The organism is Glacieibacterium frigidum (assembly GCF_007097155.1).
GTDB lineage: Bacteria > Pseudomonadota > Alphaproteobacteria > Sphingomonadales > Sphingomonadaceae > Glacieibacterium > Glacieibacterium frigidum.
In genome coordinates, this window is record NZ_VJWA01000002.1 from 1,019,470 (window position 1) to 1,038,247 (window position 18,778).

The following is an 18,778-nucleotide window of genomic DNA, read 5'->3' on the forward strand; positions in this document are numbered from 1 at the left end:
ACGGGGGAGCCTAGCAAAGCCGGACGCGATATGAAACCGTCAACGGGCCGCGTTCGCCGCCTCGTCATGTGCGACCAGAACGGCATAGGCCGCCTGCACCGTCTGGAAGCGCTGCGCCGCGCCCGCGTCGTTGGGGCGTACGTCGGGGTGGTTCGCCTTGGCGAGCCGGCGATATGCGGCCTTGACCGCGACCATGTCGGCATCGTCGTCGAGCTCGAGCGCGGTCAGCGCGTCGCGCTCGGCGCGGCTGCGGCGGCCATCGCCGGGGCCGGCCCAGGCCCAGTGCGAGGCGCGCTTGAACTGCGTCTCACCCTCGGCATCGGCCTCGCGCGCCTTCGCCTCCTCGGCGGTCAGCCCCTCGAAATAATTCCACTGGGCGTTGTATTCAGCGGCGTGCGTCTCGCAGAAATACCAGCGTTCGGGGCGGTTGGGCGCCTTGGGCGCGGGCCGGTCGCCGGGGTTGGTGCAGCCGTCGCGGTCGCACAGGCGCACCGTCGCCGCCGCACTGCCCGACCCATAGTCGCGCCAGCGCGGGAAGCCCCAGTCGTTCGAACGGCGTGCCTTGGTCATCGGATCAACATAGGGGCCGCCTCAGCGTCCGAACAGCTTGCCGGCGAAACCCATGATTTCGTCCAGGGGATTGCCGTCGCCGTCGCGGTCGAGCAGCCCCGCCAGCGTCCCCGCCGCGCCCTGCGGCCCGCTCGCCTTGCCCGCGAGTGTACCGGCCGCAAGCGTCGTCACCATCGGCAGCAGCTGCGCGAGGATGCCGGCATCGAGCCCCGTCGCCTGTGCCGCGTGCGCAGTGACCGCGGGCGCGTTCGACCCGAAGATCTGCCCGACAAGTTCCGACCCCGCACCGACCCCGGCGTCCGACGCGGGCGTAACATCGGCGGCGGGTGCGGCAGCGGCGTCGATCGCCGCCGGGTCGGCCTTGGCGATGCCGCCGGCGACTGCGGGCATCAGCGCGGCCATCGCGGCCTGCGCCTGTTCGGGCGAGATGCCGACACGCGCCGCCATGGCGGACACCGCCTGCGCGCCGCCAAAGCGGTCGATGAGATCGAGAAGCTGCTGCGCCATGACCGTCTCCCTGTTCCAATTCGGACGCGCTACGCTAGCATGGCATAGTGACGCTTCTCACCACCCGCCGCTTCGCGCCGCTGTTCGTCACGCAGTTCCTCAATGCGTTCAACGACAATCTGTTCAAGACCGCGATGCTGTTTCTCGTCACCTACCGGCTGCTTGCCGACGATCCGGCGGGCGCGGCGGGGCTGGTCAGCATCGCCGCGGGCATGCTGATGCTGCCCTTCCTGCTGTTCTCAGGCATCGCGGGCACGCTGGCGGACGCCATCGACAAGGCGAAGATCGCCCGCGTCGTCAAGCTGTGCGAGATCGGCATCATGGCGCTGGGCGCCTTCGCGCTGCACGGCAATTCGATCCCGCTGCTGCTCGCCGTCATCTTTCTTCTGGGGGTACATTCGACCTTCTTCAGCCCGATCAAATACGCGATCCTGCCGCAGCATCTCGATGGGCGCGAGGTACTGACCGGCACCGGGCTGATCGAGGGCGGCACCTTCGTCGCAATCCTCACCGGTCAGGTGCTCGGCGGGCTGATTGCGCCCGATCTCGCGGCGATCGGCATCCTGGTCGTCGCGGTCATCGGCTGGCTCAGCGCGCGCGGCATTCCCCCGGCGCCGCCCGCGGCCGACGCCGGGCCCGTCGACTGGAACCCCTGGACGTCGACGCTGACCATCCTGCGCGGCACCTACGTCAACCCCGCGGTGCGCGACGCGACGATCGCGATCTCATGGTTCTGGGGGTTCGGCACGGTCTACACGACGCAGTTCATCCCGCTCGTCAAAGGCGGCCTCAACGCCAGCGCCGATGTCGCGACGAGCTTCCTCGCGATCTTCTCCGTCGGCGTCGCGGCGGGGAGCATCGGGGTGGCGCGGCTGCTCAAGGGCCAGATTTCGGCACGCGCCGCCCCATGGGCGCTAATCGTGCTGGCGCTGGCGGGTGTGGAGCTGCTGTTCGCCCTGCGCGCCCTGCCCGTTCCAGCCGCCCCGCTCGGCTGGTCGGCGTTCTTCGCAGAACCCCAGGCGTGGCGCATCGTCGTCGACCTGTTCGTGCTCGCGGCGGCGGGCGGTGTCTTCTCGGTGCCGCTCTACGCGATCATGGCGACCGCGAGCGGCGCACACGTTCGCGCCGGGGCGATCGCGGCGAATGCCTTCATCAGCGCCTTCTTCATCGTCGGTGCCGCACTCGCCGCGGGGGCGGCCGCGAGCGGCGGCGTACCGATCCCGGTCATCCTCGTCGTCACCGGGTTCAGCGGCGTCCTGGTACTGCCGCAGCTTCTCCGGCTGGCCGCGGCAAAATGGACACGACCCGCCGCGTTGGGCTAGAGGGCCGCTCCCCCCGCACTGCCCCTTCGGAATTTGCTTTGACCAAAACCGCGCTTATCACCGGCGTCACCGGCCAGGACGGGGCGTACCTGTCGGAGTTGCTGCTCGCCAAGGGCTACATCGTCCACGGCGTCAAGCGTCGCGCCAGCAGCTTCAACACCACCCGGATCGATCATCTGTACCGCGACCCGCACGAGGGCGCGACGAACTTCTTCCTGCACCACGGCGACCTGACCGACAGCACCGGGCTGATCCGCCTGGTCCAGGAAACCCAGCCCGACGAGATCTACAACCTCGCGGCGCAGAGCCATGTCGCGGTCAGCTTCGAGACCCCCGAATATACCGCGAACGCCGATGGCATCGGCACGCTACGCCTGCTCGAGGCGATCCGCATCCTGGGCCGCGAGAAGCTGACGCGCTTCTACCAGGCCTCCACCTCGGAGCTGTACGGCCTGATCCAGGAGCCGCGCCAGTCGGAGACGACGCCCTTCTACCCGCGCAGCCCCTACGCCGCGGCCAAGCTCTATGCCTACTGGATCACGGTCAACTACCGCGAGGCCTATGGCATCCACGCGACCAACGGCATCCTGTTCAACCACGAGTCGCCGCTGCGCGGCGAGACCTTCGTGACGCGCAAGATCACCCGCGCCGTCGCGGCGATCGAGAAGGGTACGCAGGCCATGCTGTACCTCGGCAATCTCGATGCACAGCGCGACTGGGGCCATGCGCGCGACTATGTCGAGGGCATGTGGCGGATCGTCCAGCACGATACGCCCGAGGACTGGGTGCTCGCCACAGGCGTGACGACCAGCGTCCGCCGCTTCGTCGAGCTGGCGTTCGCCGAGGTCGGCACGACGCTGACGTGGAGCGGCGAAGGCGTCGACGAGCAGGGGCATTGCGCCGCGACGGGCAAGCGGCTGGTCGCGATCGACCCGCGCTACTTCCGCCCGACCGAAGTCGACCTGCTGCTCGGCGACGCGACCAAGGCGCGGACGCGGCTGGGCTGGCAGGCGACGACGACGATGGAGCAGCTGGTCGCCGAGATGGTCGCCGCCGACCGCGCGGCGCTGGCGTGAGCCTCGAGCTGAAGGGCAAGCGCGTCTGGGTCGCGGGGCACCGCGGCATGGTCGGCAGTGCGCTGGTGCGGCGGCTGGAAAATGAGGATGTCCATGTCCTGACCGCTCCGCGCGCCGCGCTCGACCTGACGCGCCAGGCGGACGTCGAGTCGTGGGTGACCGAAGCGCGGCCCGACATCGTCGTGCTGGCCGCCGCCCGGGTGGGGGGCATCGCGGCCAATGCGGCGCGGCCGCTGGACTTCCTGCTCGACAATCTGGTCATCGAAACCAATGTGCTGGCGGCGTCGGACAAGGCCGGAGTCGACCGGCTGCTGTTCCTCGGCAGCTCGTGCATCTACCCCAAATTCGCCCCCCAGCCGATCCGCGAGGATGCGCTGCTGACCGGCCCGCTCGAGCCGACCAACGAATGGTATGCGGTCGCCAAGATCGCCGGCATCAAGCTGGCGCAGGCCTACCGCGCGCAGAAGGGCCGCGATTACATCAGCGCGATGCCGACCAACCTCTACGGTCCCGGCGACAATTACGACCTCGAGTCGAGCCACGTCATCCCGGCGCTGATCCGCAAGGCCGTCGAGGCCCGCGACTCCGGTGCCGCGACGATGACCGTCTGGGGCAGCGGCACGCCGCGTCGCGAGTTCATGCACGTCGACGACCTCGCCGATGCCCTCGTCTTCCTGCTCAAGGGCTATTCGGAGCACGAGCATATCAACGTCGGCGTCGGCGACGACGTGACGATCGCCGAACTGGCGCAGACCGTCTGCGACGTCGTCGGCTTCAAGGGGCAGGTAGTCTTCGACACCTCGCGCCCCGACGGCACGCCGCGCAAGCTTATGGACTCGTCGCGCCTCACCGCGCTCGGCTGGTCGCCGCGCATCGGGCTGCGCGAAGGGCTGGCGGACGCGCTCAAGGCGTTCGAGGCCGCCGCTTGAAGATCAGCGTCGTCACCGTTGCGTACAACGCGGCGGCGACCATCGGCGACACGCTGCGCTCGGTCGCGGCCCAGACCGGCGACGTCGAGCATATCGTCATCGACGGCGGTTCGTCGGACGGCACCGCGGCGGTCGTCCGCGAGCACGCCCGCCCCGGCACGATCTTCGTCAGCGAGCCCGACGACGGGTTGTACGACGCGATGAACAAAGGCCGCGCGCGCGCCACCGGCGACGTGATCGGCTTCCTGAACGCCGACGACTTCTTCTGCCGCACCGACGCTTGCGCGCTGATCGCCGCCGCTGCAGGCAACGCCGACGCGGTCTCTGGCGGCGTCGCCATCGTCCGCGCCGCCGATCCGAAGACGCTGGTCCGCGCCTACCCCGCGCAACCGTTCGCGCCGTGGATGCTGCGCTTCGGCCATATGCCGCCGCACCCCGGCTTCTACACGACCCGCGCCGCCTTCGACCGCGTCGGGCCGTTCGACCCGTCGATCCGCAGCGGCGCCGACTTCGACTGGATGCTCCGCGTCTTCACCCGCGCCCGCCTGCGCGTCGCGTCCATCCCCGAAACGCTGGTCACGATGCGCGACGGCGGCGTGTCGAACGACGGCTTCGGCAGCCGGCGCGCGATCAACACCGAGGCGCTGGCCTCGCTGCGCCGCCATGGCATCGCCAGCGCGGCACCGGTGATCTGGTCGAAATACGCGGTCAAAGCGATACAATATGTGGTGCCCGCGGGCCACTGGCCGGCGCCGGAGGACGTGCGCTTCGAGGGCTGACGCCGATCGCCGGTGCGACGCACGGCAGAATTCACGCGATGCAGGTGGCGCACGCCGCGCATTGGCGATATCCGGCGCGGGATGGGCGCGATCATCATCTTCGCCATCCTGCTGTTCGCGGTCGGGCTGGCGGCGACGCGGCCTCGCGCGGCGGTGCTGACCTGCGTATTTCTGGCACCATGGTACGGGCTGGTCGCCGATTTCGGCGTCCAGGTTTACGCGTACCAGCTTTTTCTGCTTGCGCTGCTCGGCGTGACCATCGTTCGGTCGCTGCAGCCAGGGTGGCAACCCCGCAGCGTTGCCTTGAGCGTCTGGTTGGGTACGTTCCTGCTCTACGGTATCTGCTGGTCGATCATAAAAATGGGTTTCCTGCCGGATGCCGATGTGGCGGGCGGCGCGCTGCGCAATTCGACGACGCGGTCGATCATCCAGATCGGCATGCTCCTGTTCAGCGTCTCGCCGGTTGCCCTGCTGTCATGGCTCGCGCTGCGCGGCGACGATCTGGCCGCGTGCGGGCGCATCTATGTCGTCAGCGGTGTTGTGCTGGCGGTCATCGGTTGGATCCAGCTCGCGATATGGTACGCGACCGGCAGCAATCCGATCCAGATCTCGGCGATCAGCACGCTGCTGGGCGGCGCCGAACAGTATAACCGCGCAGGCGCGTTCGGTTTCGCGCAACTCGCTATCTACCGGATGAACTCGCTGGCCGGTGAACCGCGGCAGCTCGGGACCGCGCTCGTGCTGGCAATGCTCGTCATCCAGGCGTACGCGCTGACGGCGGTGCGTCCGCGGACGTTGCGCCTGCTTGGGGTGTGGCTGTTCCTGCTCGTGTCGGCTGCGGCAACCTATTCGACGTCGGCGGTGGCGCTGTGGATCGTCGGCAGCCTGGTGCAGCTGCCGGCTGCCTGGCTTTTGCGCGTGCCCGTGCGCCGTTCGGTCGGGTCGATGGGCGGCGCGGCACTGCTCGTCTTCATTGGTGTCGGGCTGGCTGTCGCGGCGGGCGAGGCGCGCGGCATCCCGATCATCGACCTGCTCGCGGAGCGGACCATCGAGCGTATCGATTCAGACGGCGCAGTCGAGGATTTCGACCTCGCGATCCTCAGCTACCTGACCGAGCATCCCGCCGATGCAATCACTGGACTCGGCATCGGCGATGCGCATCTTTATGCCGCCCCGTATCTCGAGCCGCTGTTTCTCATTTATGCCGAGGGCACGGTCTTTGCCGCCAAGACAGGGTATCTGCGGCTGATCTCCGAGGTCGGCTTTATCGGCTTCGCGCTGTTCCTGGCGTGGTATGGCCGCCTGAACTTCGCAGTGGCGCACGCGGTACGCCGTGATCCGGGACTTGCCGCGCTGATCCCGATGTCCGCGACCTTCCTGACCGTGTATCTGGCCAACAGCGCTATCGGCAACGAGTTCTGGATGGTCGCTGGCATCCTGACCGCGGCCGCGGCGGCGCGCGTCCCGGCGCGGGCGGGCCGCACCCCGGTACCCGCAGGCGCGCCCGCCTGAACGGCTGGATCGTCCTCGACAAGCCGCTCGGCCTGAGCAGCGCGCAGGGTGTCGCGGCGATCAAGCGGTTGCTGCGGACGGCCGGGCTGAAGGTCCCCAGGATCGGGCATGGCGGGACGCTCGATCCGCTCGCGACGGGGGTGCTGCCGATCGCGCTGGGCGAGGCGACCAAGCTTGCGGGGCGGATGCTCGACGCGACCAAGGGTTATGCATTCACGGTTGCGTGGGGGTCGGCGACGACGACCGAGGATGCCGAAGGGGCGGTGACCGCGACGTCCGGCGTGCGCCCGGGCGAGGCCGCGATCCGCGCGGTGCTGCCGCGCTTCACCGGGCCGATCGTCCAGACGCCGCCCGCCTATTCCGCGCTCAAGGTCGACGGCGAGCGGGCCTACAAGCGCGCGCGGGCCGGCGAGACTGTGGTGCTCGCCGAGCGTCACCTGACCATCCACGCGCTCGACCTGGTCGAGGCGGGCCCGGTCTCGGCGACGTTCGAGGTGACGTGCTCAAAGGGCACCTATGTGCGCAGCCTGGGCCGCGACCTCGCGCTGGCGCTCGGCACCGTCGGACATCTGTCGATGCTGCGCCGCACGCGGGCGGGGCCGTTCACGCTGGTGGACGCGATATCGCTGGACAAACTGAACGAAAGCGCCGATGGGGCCGCGCTTGAACAGGCTTTACTGCCGCTGACCGCGGGGCTGGACGACATCCCGGCTTTCGCAGTCTCGCCCGAAGAGGCAGCCGCGCTCCGCAAGGGGCAGGCGCTCCCCGGGCACCCCGCTCTCCACGGGCTGTATCTGGCGACCGACGGACCTGTTCCGGTCGCCTTGGTGGATTTATCGTCCACCGCGATACGGGTCGTGCGCGGGTTTAACCTTTAGTTCTAGGAGATTCCCGATGTCGATCACCGCCGGCCGCAAGGCCGAAGTCATCGCCGACAATGCCCGCGCCGCAGGCGACACCGGTTCGCCCGAAGTCCAGGTCTCGATCCTGACCGAGCGCATCGCCAACCTGACCGAGCATTTCAAGACCCACGCCAAGGACAACCACTCGCGCCGCGGGTTGCTCGTCCTGGTCAACAAGCGCCGCTCGCTGCTCGACTATCTGAAGAGCCGCGACGCCACGCGCTACACCGATCTCATCACGAAGCTCGGGCTTCGCAAGTAGGCCAACGGCCCCCTCACCGGGGCCGTTCGCTTTTCTGGACGCCACGCGAATGGTCGCTTGGCGTCCCAATTCCCGCAGGCCGCACACGGCGATAGGGCCGGGTGCATATGAAAGACGAAACGATGTTCACGATCCACAAGCAGGAAATCGAATTCGGCGGTCGCACGCTGACGCTCGAGACCGGGCGCGTCGCGCGTCAGGCTGACGGCGCGGTGCTCGCCACCTACGGCGAGACCGTCGTGCTGTGCGCCGTCACCGCCGCCAAGAACGTCAAGGAAGGCCAGGATTTCTTCCCGCTGACCGTCCACTACCAGGAGAAGTTCTCCGCCGCCGGCCGCATCCCGGGCGGCTTCTTCAAGCGCGAGCGCGGTGCCACCGAGCACGAGACGCTGACCAGCCGCCTGATCGACCGTCCGATCCGCCCGCTGTTCCCGGAAGGCTTCTACAACGAGGTCCTGATCATCGCGCAGGTGCTCAGCTACGACGGTGAGAACGAGGCCGACATCGTCGCCCTGATCGCCGCGTCGGCCGCGCTGACCCTGTCGGGCGTGCCGTTCATGGGCCCGCTGGCCGCTGCGCGCGTCGGCTATGTCGACGGCCAGTACCTGCTCAACCCGACAAAGGACCAGATCAAGGCGGGCGAGCTCGAACTGATCGCCGCCGGCACCCGCGACGCCATCCTGATGGTCGAGTCGGAAGCCAAGGAGCTGAGCGAAGAGGTCATGCTCGGCGCGGTGATGTTCGCGCACAACGCGTGCAAGCCCGTCGTCGACGGCATCATCCGCCTCGCCGAAGCCGCCGCCAAGGAGCCCTGGGACCTCCACATCGAGGACAGCTCGTCGACGCTCGGCAAGATCAAGGACGCGATCGGCGACCAGGTGGCCGACGCCTACAAGATTATCGCCAAGGCCGACCGCCAGTCGGCACTCGGCAAGGCGCGCAACACGATCAAGGAACTGTTCGCCGGCTCCGCCCCCGCCGAGGCGCTGAAGGCGTCGAAGTTGGTCAAGAAGGTCGAGGGCGCGATCGTCCGCGGCGCGATCCTGAAGGACGGCATCCGCATCGACGGCCGCGACACCAAGACCGTCCGCCCGATCGAGGCGATGGTCGGCTTCCTGCCGCGCACCCACGGCTCGGCGCTGTTCACACGCGGCGAGACGCAGGCGATCGTTTCGACGACGCTCGGCACCTCGGACGCCGAGCAGATGATCGATGGCCTCGACGGCCTGCGCTACGAGCGCTTCATGCTGCACTACAACTTTCCGCCCTACTCGGTCGGTGAAGTCGGCCGCTTCGGTGCGCCGAGCCGCCGAGACATCGGTCACGGCAAGCTGGCGTGGCGCGCGGTCAACCCGCTGCTCCCCACCAAGGAAGCCTTCCCGTACACAATCCGCGTCCTGTCGGACATCACCGAGTCGAACGGCTCGTCGTCGATGGCGACCGTCTGCGGTGCCTCGCTGGCGCTGATGGACGCGGGCGTGCCGCTGCTCCGCCCCGTCGCGGGCATCGCGATGGGCTTGATCCTCGAAGGCAAGGACTTTGCGGTCCTGTCGGACATCCTGGGTGACGAGGATCACCTCGGCGACATGGACTTCAAGGTCGCCGGGACCACCGAGGGCGTCACCGCGCTCCAGATGGACATCAAGGTCGCCGGGATCACCGAGGAGATCATGAAGGTCGCCCTCGATCAGGCGAAGACTGGCCGCGAGCACATCCTGAACGAGATGGCGAAGGCGCTCGACACCACCCGCACTGAAATGTCGGCCCACGCGCCGCGCATCGAGACGCTGCAGATCGACAAGTCGAAGATCCGCGACGTCATCGGCACGGGCGGCAAGATCATCCGCGAGATCGTCGCCACCACGGGCGCCAAGGTCAACATCGAGGACGACGGCACGGTCAAGATCGCGTCGAGCGACCCCGCGCAGATCGAGGCCGCGAAGAAGTGGATCCTCGGCATCACGCAGGAAGCCGAAGTCGGCAAGATCTACGACGGCAAAGTCGTCTCGATGGTCGATTTCGGTGCGTTCGTGAACTTCATGGGCGCCAAGGACGGGCTGGTTCACATCAGCGAGATCAAGAACGAGCGCGTTTCCAACGTCAAGGAAGTCCTGACCGAGGGCCAGGCCGTCAAGGTCAAGGTCCTCGCCATGGACGAGCGCGGCAAGGTTCGCCTGTCGATGCGCCTGGTCGACCAGGAGACCGGCGAGGAGATCGCCGACACCCGCCCGCCGCGTGAAGGCGGCGAGGAGCGCGGTCCGCGCCGCGAAGGCGGCCCGCGTCGCGATGGCGGCGACCGTGGTGACCGCGGCGGCCGTGGCGGCGGCGGCGGTGACCGTGGCCCGCGCCGCGATGACCGTTCCCGCGAAGACCGCGGCCCCCGTCCCGAGCGCGCCGCAGCGCCCGAGGCCGAGCCGACCTTCGCGCCGACCTTCCTGACCGGCGACCGCGACTAAGCGCTCGCTGCCACACTGACGAACGAGGGCCGCCCGGCAACGGGCGGCCCTTTTCGTCTGGGGCGAAGATGGCTATATCGATGGCCATCTGAGAGGATTCGCCATGGCCAGCTACAGCGTCGCCGAAGCCAAGGACCGACTGCCGAGCCTGCTCAACGCCGCGCAGAACGGAGAAGAGGTCGTGATCACGCGTCGCGGCAAGCCGATTGCCAATCTTACGGCCGTGGCAGCGCCGCCGCTAAAGATCGCCGATCCGGCGGTGATGGACCGCATTCTCGCAAGCCTCCCCGACATTCCGTACAGCGATGTCGATTCGGTGACCGTGCTGCGGCAGGTCAGGTATCGCGACCTTTGATCTATCTCGACGCGAGCGCGGCTGTCTCGCAATTTGTCGTTGACGCGAACACGGCCGAAGCGCGCGCTTTCATACGCCGTCCGGGCCTGTCGTTCGGCGTCAGCGATCTCTGTGTTGCGGAATTTACCGCCGCTATCGCTCAGCATGTCCGTGCGCAGCGATACAACGCAGATGTCGCACGCGCGCTTATCAGCGCATTCGAGACATGGAGTGCCGCGAGCGCCGATCCGCTGGCACTGCTACCGACAGATGTTTCGGCGACTATATCCGTCCTGCGCCGCTTCGACATTCGTTTGCGAACGCCTGATGCGCTGCACCTAACTATCTGCCAGCGCGTCGGTGCCCAACTGCTGAGCTTCGACAAGGATCAGATTGCGGCAGCGCTCGAGCTTGGCATCCCGCTCGCGCAGTAGCTTAGTAGAACCAACCCGCTTTGATGACTTGATTTCGTTTCGTTACCGACCCAATATTTCGTTGTGGGGCCGGTTGAGGACATCGTCATGCAGCGGGGGCTGGTCGTCTGCGTCGTCGGGACGCGGCCGGAGGCAGTCAAGCTGGCCCCCATCGTTCTCGCGCTCAAGGACCATCCACGGCTGGCGCCACTGCTGGTGTCGACAGGCCAGCATCGCGAACTCGTCGGCGAGGCGCTGGCCGACTTCGCGCTGGCACCCGACATCGATCTCGAGCTCATGAGGGTGGCGCAACGGCCTGTCGACCTGCTCGCCGCCGCACTGCCGCGCCTCGCCGACCTGTACGCGGCGCGCCGTCCGGCGGCGGTCGTTGTCCAGGGCGACACGATCAGCGCCCTTGCCGCCGCCCAGGCCGCGGCGCTGACCGGCACGCCCCTCGTCCATGTCGAGGCGGGCTTGCGCAGCGGCGACGTGACGGCTCCCTTTCCGGAGGAGCATAATCGCCGCCTGATCGCGCAGCTCGCCGACCGGCATTTCGCACCGACGTCCTCGGCGCGCGATGCGCTCCTGCGCGAAGGAATTGCGGCCGACACCATCGAAGTCACCGGCAACACCGGCATCGACGCACTGCGGATCATCGAGCACTCCCTCGACACGGCGGGGGATAAAACGCGCAGCATGCTGCCACGCCTCGACGCCGCACGCCCGCTGCTCGTCGTCACCGCCCACCGCCGCGAGAACCACGGCGCACCGCTCGTCCGGATCGCCGCCGCGCTGGCCGAGCTTGCGGTAAACGACGGGGTCGAGATCGTCCTGCCCGTCCATCCGCACCCGGCCGTCGAGGCGGCCTTCGCGCCGCTTGCGAGCGTGCCGTACATCCACCTCGTGCCGCCGCTGTCCTACCCGGCGTTCATCGGCCTGCTGCGCCGCGCGACCGCCGTGCTGACCGATTCGGGCGGGGTGCAGGAGGAGGCGCCGGCGCTCGGTGTGCCCGCGCTCGTGCTGCGCGACGTCACCGAGCGCGACGAAGGGCTGGCGACCGGCAACGCCCGGCTCGTCGGTACCGAGACCGCGACGATCGTCGCCGCGACGCGCGCACTGCTCGACGACCGCATCCTGCTGGCACGCATGTCCGAACCCGCGCTGCCCTATGGAGCGGGGCACGCGGCGCCGCGCATCGTCGCGTCGCTCGACCGGCTATTCGGACGGGTTCAGGCGCGCGCCGAGCTGTTCGAATACGCCTGAGAAGTTCGGGAAGCTCGTCGCCACCGGCGCGGCGTCGTCGACCGTCACCGCCGCGCGAACGTGCAGGCCGAGCACGGCGAAACTCATCGCGATCCGGTGGTCGAGCACCGCGGCCACGGTCGCCCCGCCTGCCGCCGCCTCCCCGCCCGAGCCCTCGACGATCAATCCGTCGGGAAGCTCCTCGACCGCCACGCCGCACGCCCGCAGCCCCGTCGCCATCGCCGCGATGCGGTCCGATTCCTTGACGCGCAACTCCTCGATGCCACGCATCGTCGTTCGCCCGTTCGCGAACGACGATGCGACGAACAGCACCGGATATTCGTCGATCATCGACGCAGCCCATTCCGACGGCACGTCGATGCCGGTCAGGGCTGCGTGGCGCACGGTCAGGTCGGCGACCGGCTCGCCGCCGACCTCGCGCTCGCCCGATCGCACGATGTCGGCCCCCATCGCAGTCAGCGCGCGTAGCAGCCCGTCGCGGGTCGGATTGACGCCGACGCCGAGGATCGTCACCGCGCTGCCCGGTACGATCGTCGCCGCGACGATGACGAAGGCCGCCGACGAGATGTCGCCGGGCACCGTCAGCACCTGCGGGCGCAGCTCGGCCTCGCCGGTCACCGCGATGACGCGGCCGTCGGGCGTATCCTCGCTGGTCAGGGTCGCGCCGAAGCCGCGCAGCATGCGCTCGCCATGGTCGCGCGTCGGCACCGCCTCGACGACGCTGGTGATCCCGGGCGTGTTGAGCCCCGCGAGCAGCACCGCCGACTTGACCTGCGCCGAGGCGACGGGGAGCACGTAGCGGATCGGCACCGCGGGACACGCGCCGGTCATTGTCAGCGGCAGCCGGTCGCCGGGCGACGTGGTGAACTGCGCGCCCATCGTCTCGAGCGGCACCGTCACGCGCGCCATCGGGCGGCGCGACAGCGAGGCGTCGCCGGTGAAGGTCGCGACGAGCGGATGCGAGGCGAGCAGGCCCATCAGAAGACGCGTCGAGGTGCCCGAATTGCCCATGTCGAGCGCGGTCTGCGGCTGCAGCAGCCCGCCGACGCCGACCCCGTGGATGTGCCAGACGCCGCCCCGCCGCTCGACCGCCACGCCCATCGCACGCATCGCCGCGGCGGTGGCCAGCACGTCCTCGCCCTCGAGCAGGCCCGTCACCACCGTCTCGCCGACCGCCAGCCCGCCGAGCATCAGCGCGCGGTGCGAGATCGACTTGTCGCCGGGCACGGTGACGCTGCCCGACAAAGGGCCATCAGTGGTCAGGCTGAGCGTTGGCATGAAGCCTGCGCTTTGACAGCCGGGGGTGCCTGTGGCAATGCCCCGCCCCTTGAGCCCCGGTCCAACCGGCGCGAGGAGTCATGCGACAGTGATCAAAGAAGAATGGGGCGCCAAGCGCGCCTGCCCGAAGTGCAACACGCGTTTCTACGACCTGGGCAACGCCGAGCCGGTGACCTGCATCGCCTGCGGCAATGCCTGGATCCCCGAGCCGATCCTGAAGTCGAAGCAGACGCAGCTGTTCGAGCCCGCCAAGGCCGTCGTCAAGACCGATGCCGAGGGCGATACCGACGACGATCTCGACATCGACGCCGCCGAGGATGCCGAGGTGCCTGGCGACGACCTGGGCGATGACGACGAGGACCTGAACACCGTCGTCGCCGGCTCCGATGAGGAGGAGCGTTGACGCGAAGGCGTCGGAGAAGCGTTGACGCGCGCGCGCGGTTGACCTAACAGCCGCGCTCCCGGCCAGCACCGGGATACGATCGAGCGAGAGATTGGGGCGTTAGCTCAGCTGGGAGAGCGCTACGATGGCATTGTAGAGGTCAACGGTTCGATCCCGTTACGCTCCACCATCTCTCGCCGAGTTACTGGCCCAGCAGCGGTCACCCCAGGTTGCCCAGCCCACGATCTTTGTTGTAGCGAGCGCCCGGCAACCAGAAATTGGACATGACAATGCCGACCGCGGCGTGCGGACATCTGGCGTGAAGGCGGTCATCCTCGCCGGCGGCCTTGGGACCCGGATCTCGGAGGAGACCCATCTCCGCCCCAAGCCGATGATCGAGATCGGCGGCAAGCCCATCCTGTGGCACATCATGAAGATGTACAGCGTCCATGGCGTCAGCGATTTCGTGATCTGCTGCGGCTACAAGGGCTATGTCATCAAGGAATATTTCCAGAATTATTTCCTGCATATGTCCGACGTGACGTTCGACATGGCGAGCGGCGGCATGACGGTCCACCAGCGCAACGCCGAGCCCTGGAAGGTAACGCTGGTCGATACGGGCGACGAGACGATGACCGGCGGGCGGCTGCGCCGCGTCGCGAGCCATGTCGCTGACGAGGACGCGTTCTGCTTCACCTACGGTGACGGCGTCGCCGACATCGACATCGGGGCCGAGATCGAATTTCACCGGGGTCACGGCGCGCTGGCGACGGTCGCAGCGGTGCAGCCGCCGGGCCGCTACGGCGCGCTCGACATCGTCGGCACGACGGTCAACGGCTTCGTCGAGAAGCCCGCGGGCGACGGCGGCACGATCAACGGCGGCTTCTTTGTCGTGAACCCCAAGGTCATCGACCGGATCGACGGCGACGCGACGAGCTGGGAGTCGGGTCCGCTAGAGGGACTGGCGCGCGACGGCCAGCTGCGCGCCTTCGTCCATCGCGGCTTCTGGCAGCCGATGGATACGCTGCGCGACAAGAACCACCTCGAGGAGCTGTGGGCGTCCGGCCGCGCACCGTGGAAGAAATGGGCCTGAACCCCGCTTTCTGGTCGCGCCAGCGTGTCCTGCTGACCGGCCATACCGGGTTCAAGGGATCGTGGGCGGCGCTGTGGCTGGAGCGGCTGGGGGCCGAGGTGTACGGCCTCGCACTGGCCCCCGATCAGACTCCCGACCTCTATTCACAAATCGGCCCGATTGCGCGGCATCGCTCGACGATCGCCGACATTGCCGACGCGCAATCGGTCCGCCGCGCAATCGATGCCGCCGCGCCGACGCTGGTGCTGCACATGGCGGCGCAGCCGCTCGTCCGCCGTTCCTATGCCGAGCCGCGGCTGACCTTTGCGACCAATGTCATGGGCACGGTCGAACTGCTCGATGCGCTGGCCGGGCGCGCGGGCCTTGCGGCGGTGCTGATCGTCACCACCGACAAAGTCTATCGCAACGACGGCAGGGGCCGCGCATTCGTCGAGAGCGATGCGCTGGGCGGCCACGACCCCTACTCGGCGTCGAAGGCGGCCGCCGAGCTCGTCACCGCTGCGTACGCCGCGAGCACGCTGGCCGGTGTGCCGGTTGCTAGTGCGCGCGCCGGGAATGTCATCGGCGGCGGCGATTGGTCGACCGACCGGCTGGTGCCCGACGCATGGCGTGCCGCACATGCGGGAACGCGGCTGGCACTTCGCTATCCGCGCGCGACGCGGCCGTGGCAGCACGTCCTCGATTCCCTTGCCGGCTATTTCGCCTATCTGGAGCGGCTTGCGACCAAGCCTGCGGAGCTGCCGCGCGCGCTCAACTTCGGGCCCGTTGAAACCGGTGTCAGCGTCGCCGAACTCGTCAATGTCCTCGGCGCGGCGGGGCTGGGGGGCGGCTGGGAGCAGGACCCCGGCGACCATCCACAGGAAGCGCCCATGCTCGCGCTCGATCCCTCGGCGGCAGCCGCCGCGCTCGGCTGGCGCACCCGGCTGAGCCCGCAGGAAACCGCGCGCTGGACCGCCGAGTGGTACCGCGGCTACGACTCCGGCGACGCGCCGCGTGCGCTGTGCGATGCCCAGATCACTGCCTATGAGGCTCTATGACAATGCCTGCCTGCCTCGGTTGCGGTGCGCCGCTGACGCGCACCTGGGTCGACCTCGGGGTCCAGCCGCTCGCCAATTCGAACATCGTTCCCGGGGCCGACGCCGGGCCGGAGAAGACCTATCCGTTGCACGCGCGTGTCTGCGACGTGTGCCTGCTGGTGCAGGTCGAATCGGTGGTGCCGCCCGACGAGATCTTCAATGACGACTATGCCTATTTCAGCTCCTTCTCCGACAGCTGGCTGGCGCATTGCCGGGCCTATAGCGAGGCGATGACCGAGCGCCTGCGGCTCGGTCCCGACAGCCGCGTCGTCGAGATCGCTAGCAACGACGGCTATCTGCTGCAGTATTTTGCCGCCGCCGGTATCCCCGTGCTGGGCGTCGAGCCCAGCGCCAACACCGCGCGTGCCGCGATCGCCAAGGGCATTCCGACCGACATTTCCTTCTTCGGCCGCGCCACCGCCGAGCGCCTGGTCGGCGAGGGCCACGCCGCCGACCTGATCGCCGCCAAGAACGTGCTGGCGCACGTCCCCGACATCAACGACTTCGTCGCCGGGGTCGCGATGCTGCTCAAGCCCGAAGGCGTTTTCACGGTCGAGTTCCCGCACCTGCTGCGCACCATCGAGGGCGTGCAGTTCGACACCATCTACCACGAGCACTTCACCTACCTGTCGCTGCTTGCGGTCGAGACGGTGTTCGCACGCGCGGACTTGCGCGTCTTCGAGGTCGAGGAGCATGCCACCCACGGCGGATCGCTGCGCGTCTTCGCCTGCCGCGCCGGCGCCACCCATGCCGAAGGCCCCGGCGTCGCGCGTGTCCGTGCGGCGGAAGTCGCGGCGCAGCTCGACCGTCCCGAAGGCTATGCGGGTTTCGACGAACGCTGCCGCGCCGTTCGCGCCGGGCTGCTGGCCTTCTTGGAGACGGCACGCGCCGAAGGGCGCAGCGTCGCGGGCTACGGGGCCGCGGCGAAGGGCAACACGCTGCTCAATTATTGCGGCGCGGATGCGACGACGCTCGACTTCATCGCCGACCGCAGCCCGGCCAAGCAGGGCCGGCTCGCACCCGGCAGCCATATCCCGATCGTCGCGCCGGAGGCGATCTTCGAGCGCCGGCCCGACTATGTGCTGATCCTGCCGTGGAACCTGCGTCGCGAGGTGACCGGGCAGCTGGCAGCGATACGCGATTGGGGCGGGCGCTTCGTGACGGCGATCCCGGCGCTCGCGGTCGACTGATGCGCTTCGTCGCGACCGCCGTCGAAGGCGTCTTCGTCGTCGAACGCGAGGTCCATGCCGACGCGCGCGGCAGCTTCGAACGGACCTTCTGCGACGCGGAGTTCGCGGACGCAGGCCTGGACTTCCGCGCCATGCAGCTCAACCTGTCGCGTAACCCCCACGCCGGCACGCTGCGCGGCATGCATTACCACCCCGCGCCGCATGCCGAGGCCAAGCTGGTGCAGTGCGTGCGCGGCCGGATTCTCGACGTCGCGATCGACCTGCGGCGGGGGTCGCCGACCTACCTCGAGCATGCCGCGGTCGAGCTCGACGCGCGGGGCTCGCAGTCGTTATTCATCCCCGAGGGCTGCGCGCACGGCTTCCTGACGCTCGAGGACGACAGCGACGTGCTGTACCACATGGGCTCGGCCTTTGTTGCGGGTGTGGGAGCGGGCGTGCGCTGGGACGATCCCGCCTTCGGCATCGCCTGGCCCGCAGCGCCGCGCCTGATCTCCGACCGCGACGCCGCCTATCCCGACTTCGCACCGTGAAGCGCGTTCTCGTCACCGGCGGCGGCGGCTTCATCGGGCGCGAGACGCTCGGCCCCCTGCGCGCGCTGGGGTTCGAGGTCGACGCGCCGGGCCGCGCCGAACTCGACTTGCTGAACGGCGACCCCGCTGCCTGGTTCGCGGCACATCCCGCCTCGCATCTGCTCCACCTGGCGTGGGACGCGACACCGGGGAAATTCTGGACCGCGCCGTCGAACCTCGACTGGGTCGCCGCATCGCTGCGCCTCGTGCGGGCCTTTGCGGTGTCGGGCGGCACGCGCGCCGTCGTCGCGGGCAGCTGCGCCGAATACGACTGGGGCCATGCGACGCTCGACGAGACGCGCACGCCGCTGCGTCCCGCGACGCTGTACGGCACTGCCAAGGCGAACCTGTTCGAGCTGCTCGACAAGGCTGCGCCCGGTCTCGACCTGTCGTTCGCCTGGGGCCGGGTGTTCTTCCCCTACGGCCCCGACGAGGCAGCGGGGCGGCTGCTGCCCGACGTGATCGACGGCATCGCTCAGGGACGTCGCGTCGCGGTCAGCGACGGCACCCAGTCGCGCGACTTCATGCATGTCGAGGATGTCGGCGCAGCCTTCGCCACGCTGCTGGCGGGCGACGTTACAGGCGCAGTCAATATCGCCAGCGGCACCACGACCCCGGTACGCGAGGTTATCCTGACGGCAGCTGCCCATGCCGGCGACGCGAGCCTGCTCGACTGGGGGGCGCGGGCGCGTCAGGCGAGCGAGCCGCAATACATGGCAGCCGCGACCGCCCGGCTGCATGCCACCGGCTTCGTGCCACGTTGGCCGTTGGCCGACGGGCTCGCCGACACCGTCGCCCGGCGGCTGGCGCGATAGTAGGCCGATCCGGCGACCAGCGGTTGCCGACACGCGGCGCTTCGCCTAAC

At 68.7% G+C, this 18,778-nt stretch carries 20 protein-coding genes and 1 tRNA gene; 18 read left to right on the plus strand and 3 right to left on the minus strand.

Annotation, left to right across the window (positions count from 1 at the left end):
• Positions 1–39: 39 nt before the first annotated feature.
• Together FMM06_RS14370 and FMM06_RS14375 are read right to left on the minus strand one after the other, a co-directional pair.
• On the minus strand, positions 40–570 hold the full coding sequence (locus tag FMM06_RS14370) for a J domain-containing protein (protein ID WP_144335026.1): 531 nt from the start codon (positions 568–570) through the stop codon (positions 40–42).
• A 21-nt stretch (positions 571–591) separates the two neighbouring features.
• Positions 592–1,077 carry a DUF937 domain-containing protein gene (locus FMM06_RS14375; protein ID WP_144335027.1) on the minus strand — a complete coding sequence of 162 codons (486 nt, stop codon included), beginning with the start codon at positions 1,075–1,077 and terminating at the stop codon, positions 592–594.
• Between the two features lie 47 nt (positions 1,078–1,124).
• Between FMM06_RS14375 and FMM06_RS14380 the strand changes: the two genes are divergently transcribed.
• The 11 genes from FMM06_RS14380 to wecB all read left to right on the plus strand — a co-directional run bounded on the left by FMM06_RS14380 (position 1,125) and on the right by wecB (position 12,325).
• Complete coding sequence (locus FMM06_RS14380; RefSeq protein WP_235889328.1) at positions 1,125–2,399, plus strand: MFS transporter; 1,275 nt, start codon at positions 1,125–1,127, stop codon at positions 2,397–2,399.
• A gap of 38 nt (positions 2,400–2,437) precedes the next feature.
• Positions 2,438–3,475 (plus strand): GDP-mannose 4,6-dehydratase, encoded by a 1,038-nt coding sequence (gene gmd / locus FMM06_RS14385; protein ID WP_235889329.1) that lies wholly within the window; start codon positions 2,438–2,440, stop codon positions 3,473–3,475.
• Positions 3,472–4,404: a GDP-L-fucose synthase family protein gene (locus FMM06_RS14390; RefSeq protein WP_268900730.1), complete on the plus strand. Its 933-nt coding sequence runs from the start codon at positions 3,472–3,474 to the stop codon at positions 4,402–4,404. Before gmd ends, FMM06_RS14390 begins: the two co-directional genes overlap by 4 nt.
• Positions 4,401–5,183, plus strand: a complete 783-nt coding sequence (locus tag FMM06_RS16870; RefSeq protein ID WP_185965199.1) for a glycosyltransferase family 2 protein — start codon at positions 4,401–4,403, stop codon at positions 5,181–5,183. The genes FMM06_RS14390 and FMM06_RS16870 overlap by 4 nt, the downstream gene beginning before the upstream one ends.
• Before the next feature lie 81 nt (positions 5,184–5,264).
• Positions 5,265–6,695, plus strand: a complete 1,431-nt coding sequence (locus tag FMM06_RS14400; protein WP_144335031.1) for a hypothetical protein — start codon at positions 5,265–5,267, stop codon at positions 6,693–6,695.
• On the plus strand, positions 6,692–7,573 hold the full coding sequence (gene truB, locus FMM06_RS14405) for a tRNA pseudouridine(55) synthase TruB (protein ID WP_144335032.1): 882 nt from the start codon (positions 6,692–6,694) through the stop codon (positions 7,571–7,573). The genes FMM06_RS14400 and truB overlap by 4 nt, the downstream gene beginning before the upstream one ends.
• A 16-nt stretch (positions 7,574–7,589) precedes the next feature.
• A complete protein-coding gene (gene rpsO / locus FMM06_RS14410) occupies positions 7,590–7,859 on the plus strand; it encodes a 30S ribosomal protein S15 (RefSeq protein WP_144335033.1) in 270 nt (89 codons plus the stop codon).
• A gap of 122 nt (positions 7,860–7,981) precedes the next feature.
• The gene (gene pnp, locus FMM06_RS14415) at positions 7,982–10,315 is read left to right on the plus strand and encodes a polyribonucleotide nucleotidyltransferase (protein WP_144335493.1); all 2,334 of its coding nucleotides are present in this window, start codon (positions 7,982–7,984) and stop codon (positions 10,313–10,315) included.
• A gap of 103 nt (positions 10,316–10,418) precedes the next feature.
• A complete protein-coding gene (locus FMM06_RS14420; protein WP_144335034.1) occupies positions 10,419–10,670 on the plus strand; it encodes a type II toxin-antitoxin system Phd/YefM family antitoxin in 252 nt (83 codons plus the stop codon).
• Positions 10,667–11,083: a type II toxin-antitoxin system VapC family toxin gene (locus tag FMM06_RS14425; protein ID WP_144335035.1), complete on the plus strand. Its 417-nt coding sequence runs from the start codon at positions 10,667–10,669 to the stop codon at positions 11,081–11,083. The genes FMM06_RS14420 and FMM06_RS14425 overlap by 4 nt, the downstream gene beginning before the upstream one ends.
• Before the next feature lie 87 nt (positions 11,084–11,170).
• Positions 11,171–12,325, plus strand: a complete 1,155-nt coding sequence (gene wecB / locus FMM06_RS14430; RefSeq protein WP_144335036.1) for a non-hydrolyzing UDP-N-acetylglucosamine 2-epimerase — start codon at positions 11,171–11,173, stop codon at positions 12,323–12,325.
• On the opposite strand, the gene aroA is transcribed toward wecB, so the two are convergent.
• On the minus strand, positions 12,278–13,603 hold the full coding sequence (gene aroA / locus FMM06_RS14435) for a 3-phosphoshikimate 1-carboxyvinyltransferase (protein WP_144335037.1): 1,326 nt from the start codon (positions 13,601–13,603) through the stop codon (positions 12,278–12,280). The genes wecB and aroA overlap by 48 nt on opposite strands.
• Positions 13,604–13,691: 88 nt before the next feature.
• On the opposite strand from aroA, the gene FMM06_RS14440 reads away from it, so the two are divergent.
• The 7 genes from FMM06_RS14440 to FMM06_RS14470 all read left to right on the plus strand — a co-directional run bounded on the left by FMM06_RS14440 (position 13,692) and on the right by FMM06_RS14470 (position 18,728).
• On the plus strand, positions 13,692–14,006 hold the full coding sequence (locus FMM06_RS14440; protein ID WP_144335038.1) for a TIGR02300 family protein: 315 nt from the start codon (positions 13,692–13,694) through the stop codon (positions 14,004–14,006).
• Between the two features lie 93 nt (positions 14,007–14,099).
• Positions 14,100–14,175 (plus strand) — tRNA-Ala (locus tag FMM06_RS14445).
• A 129-nt stretch (positions 14,176–14,304) separates the two neighbouring features.
• On the plus strand, positions 14,305–15,078 hold the full coding sequence (gene rfbF, locus FMM06_RS14450) for a glucose-1-phosphate cytidylyltransferase (protein WP_144335039.1): 774 nt from the start codon (positions 14,305–14,307) through the stop codon (positions 15,076–15,078).
• Positions 15,069–16,115 carry a CDP-glucose 4,6-dehydratase gene (gene rfbG, locus FMM06_RS14455; RefSeq protein ID WP_144335494.1) on the plus strand — a complete coding sequence of 349 codons (1,047 nt, stop codon included), beginning with the start codon at positions 15,069–15,071 and terminating at the stop codon, positions 16,113–16,115. Before rfbF ends, rfbG begins: the two co-directional genes overlap by 10 nt.
• Positions 16,116–16,117: 2 nt before the next feature.
• Positions 16,118–17,344, plus strand: a complete 1,227-nt coding sequence (locus FMM06_RS14460) for a class I SAM-dependent methyltransferase (RefSeq protein ID WP_207790293.1) — start codon at positions 16,118–16,120, stop codon at positions 17,342–17,344.
• Positions 17,344–17,874, plus strand: a complete 531-nt coding sequence (locus FMM06_RS14465; protein WP_144335041.1) for a dTDP-4-dehydrorhamnose 3,5-epimerase family protein — start codon at positions 17,344–17,346, stop codon at positions 17,872–17,874. The genes FMM06_RS14460 and FMM06_RS14465 overlap by 1 nt, the downstream gene beginning before the upstream one ends.
• Entirely contained in the window at positions 17,871–18,728 is an 858-nt protein-coding gene (locus tag FMM06_RS14470; protein ID WP_144335042.1) for an NAD-dependent epimerase/dehydratase family protein, read from the plus strand. The genes FMM06_RS14465 and FMM06_RS14470 overlap by 4 nt, the downstream gene beginning before the upstream one ends.
• Positions 18,729–18,778 lie beyond the last annotated feature (50 nt).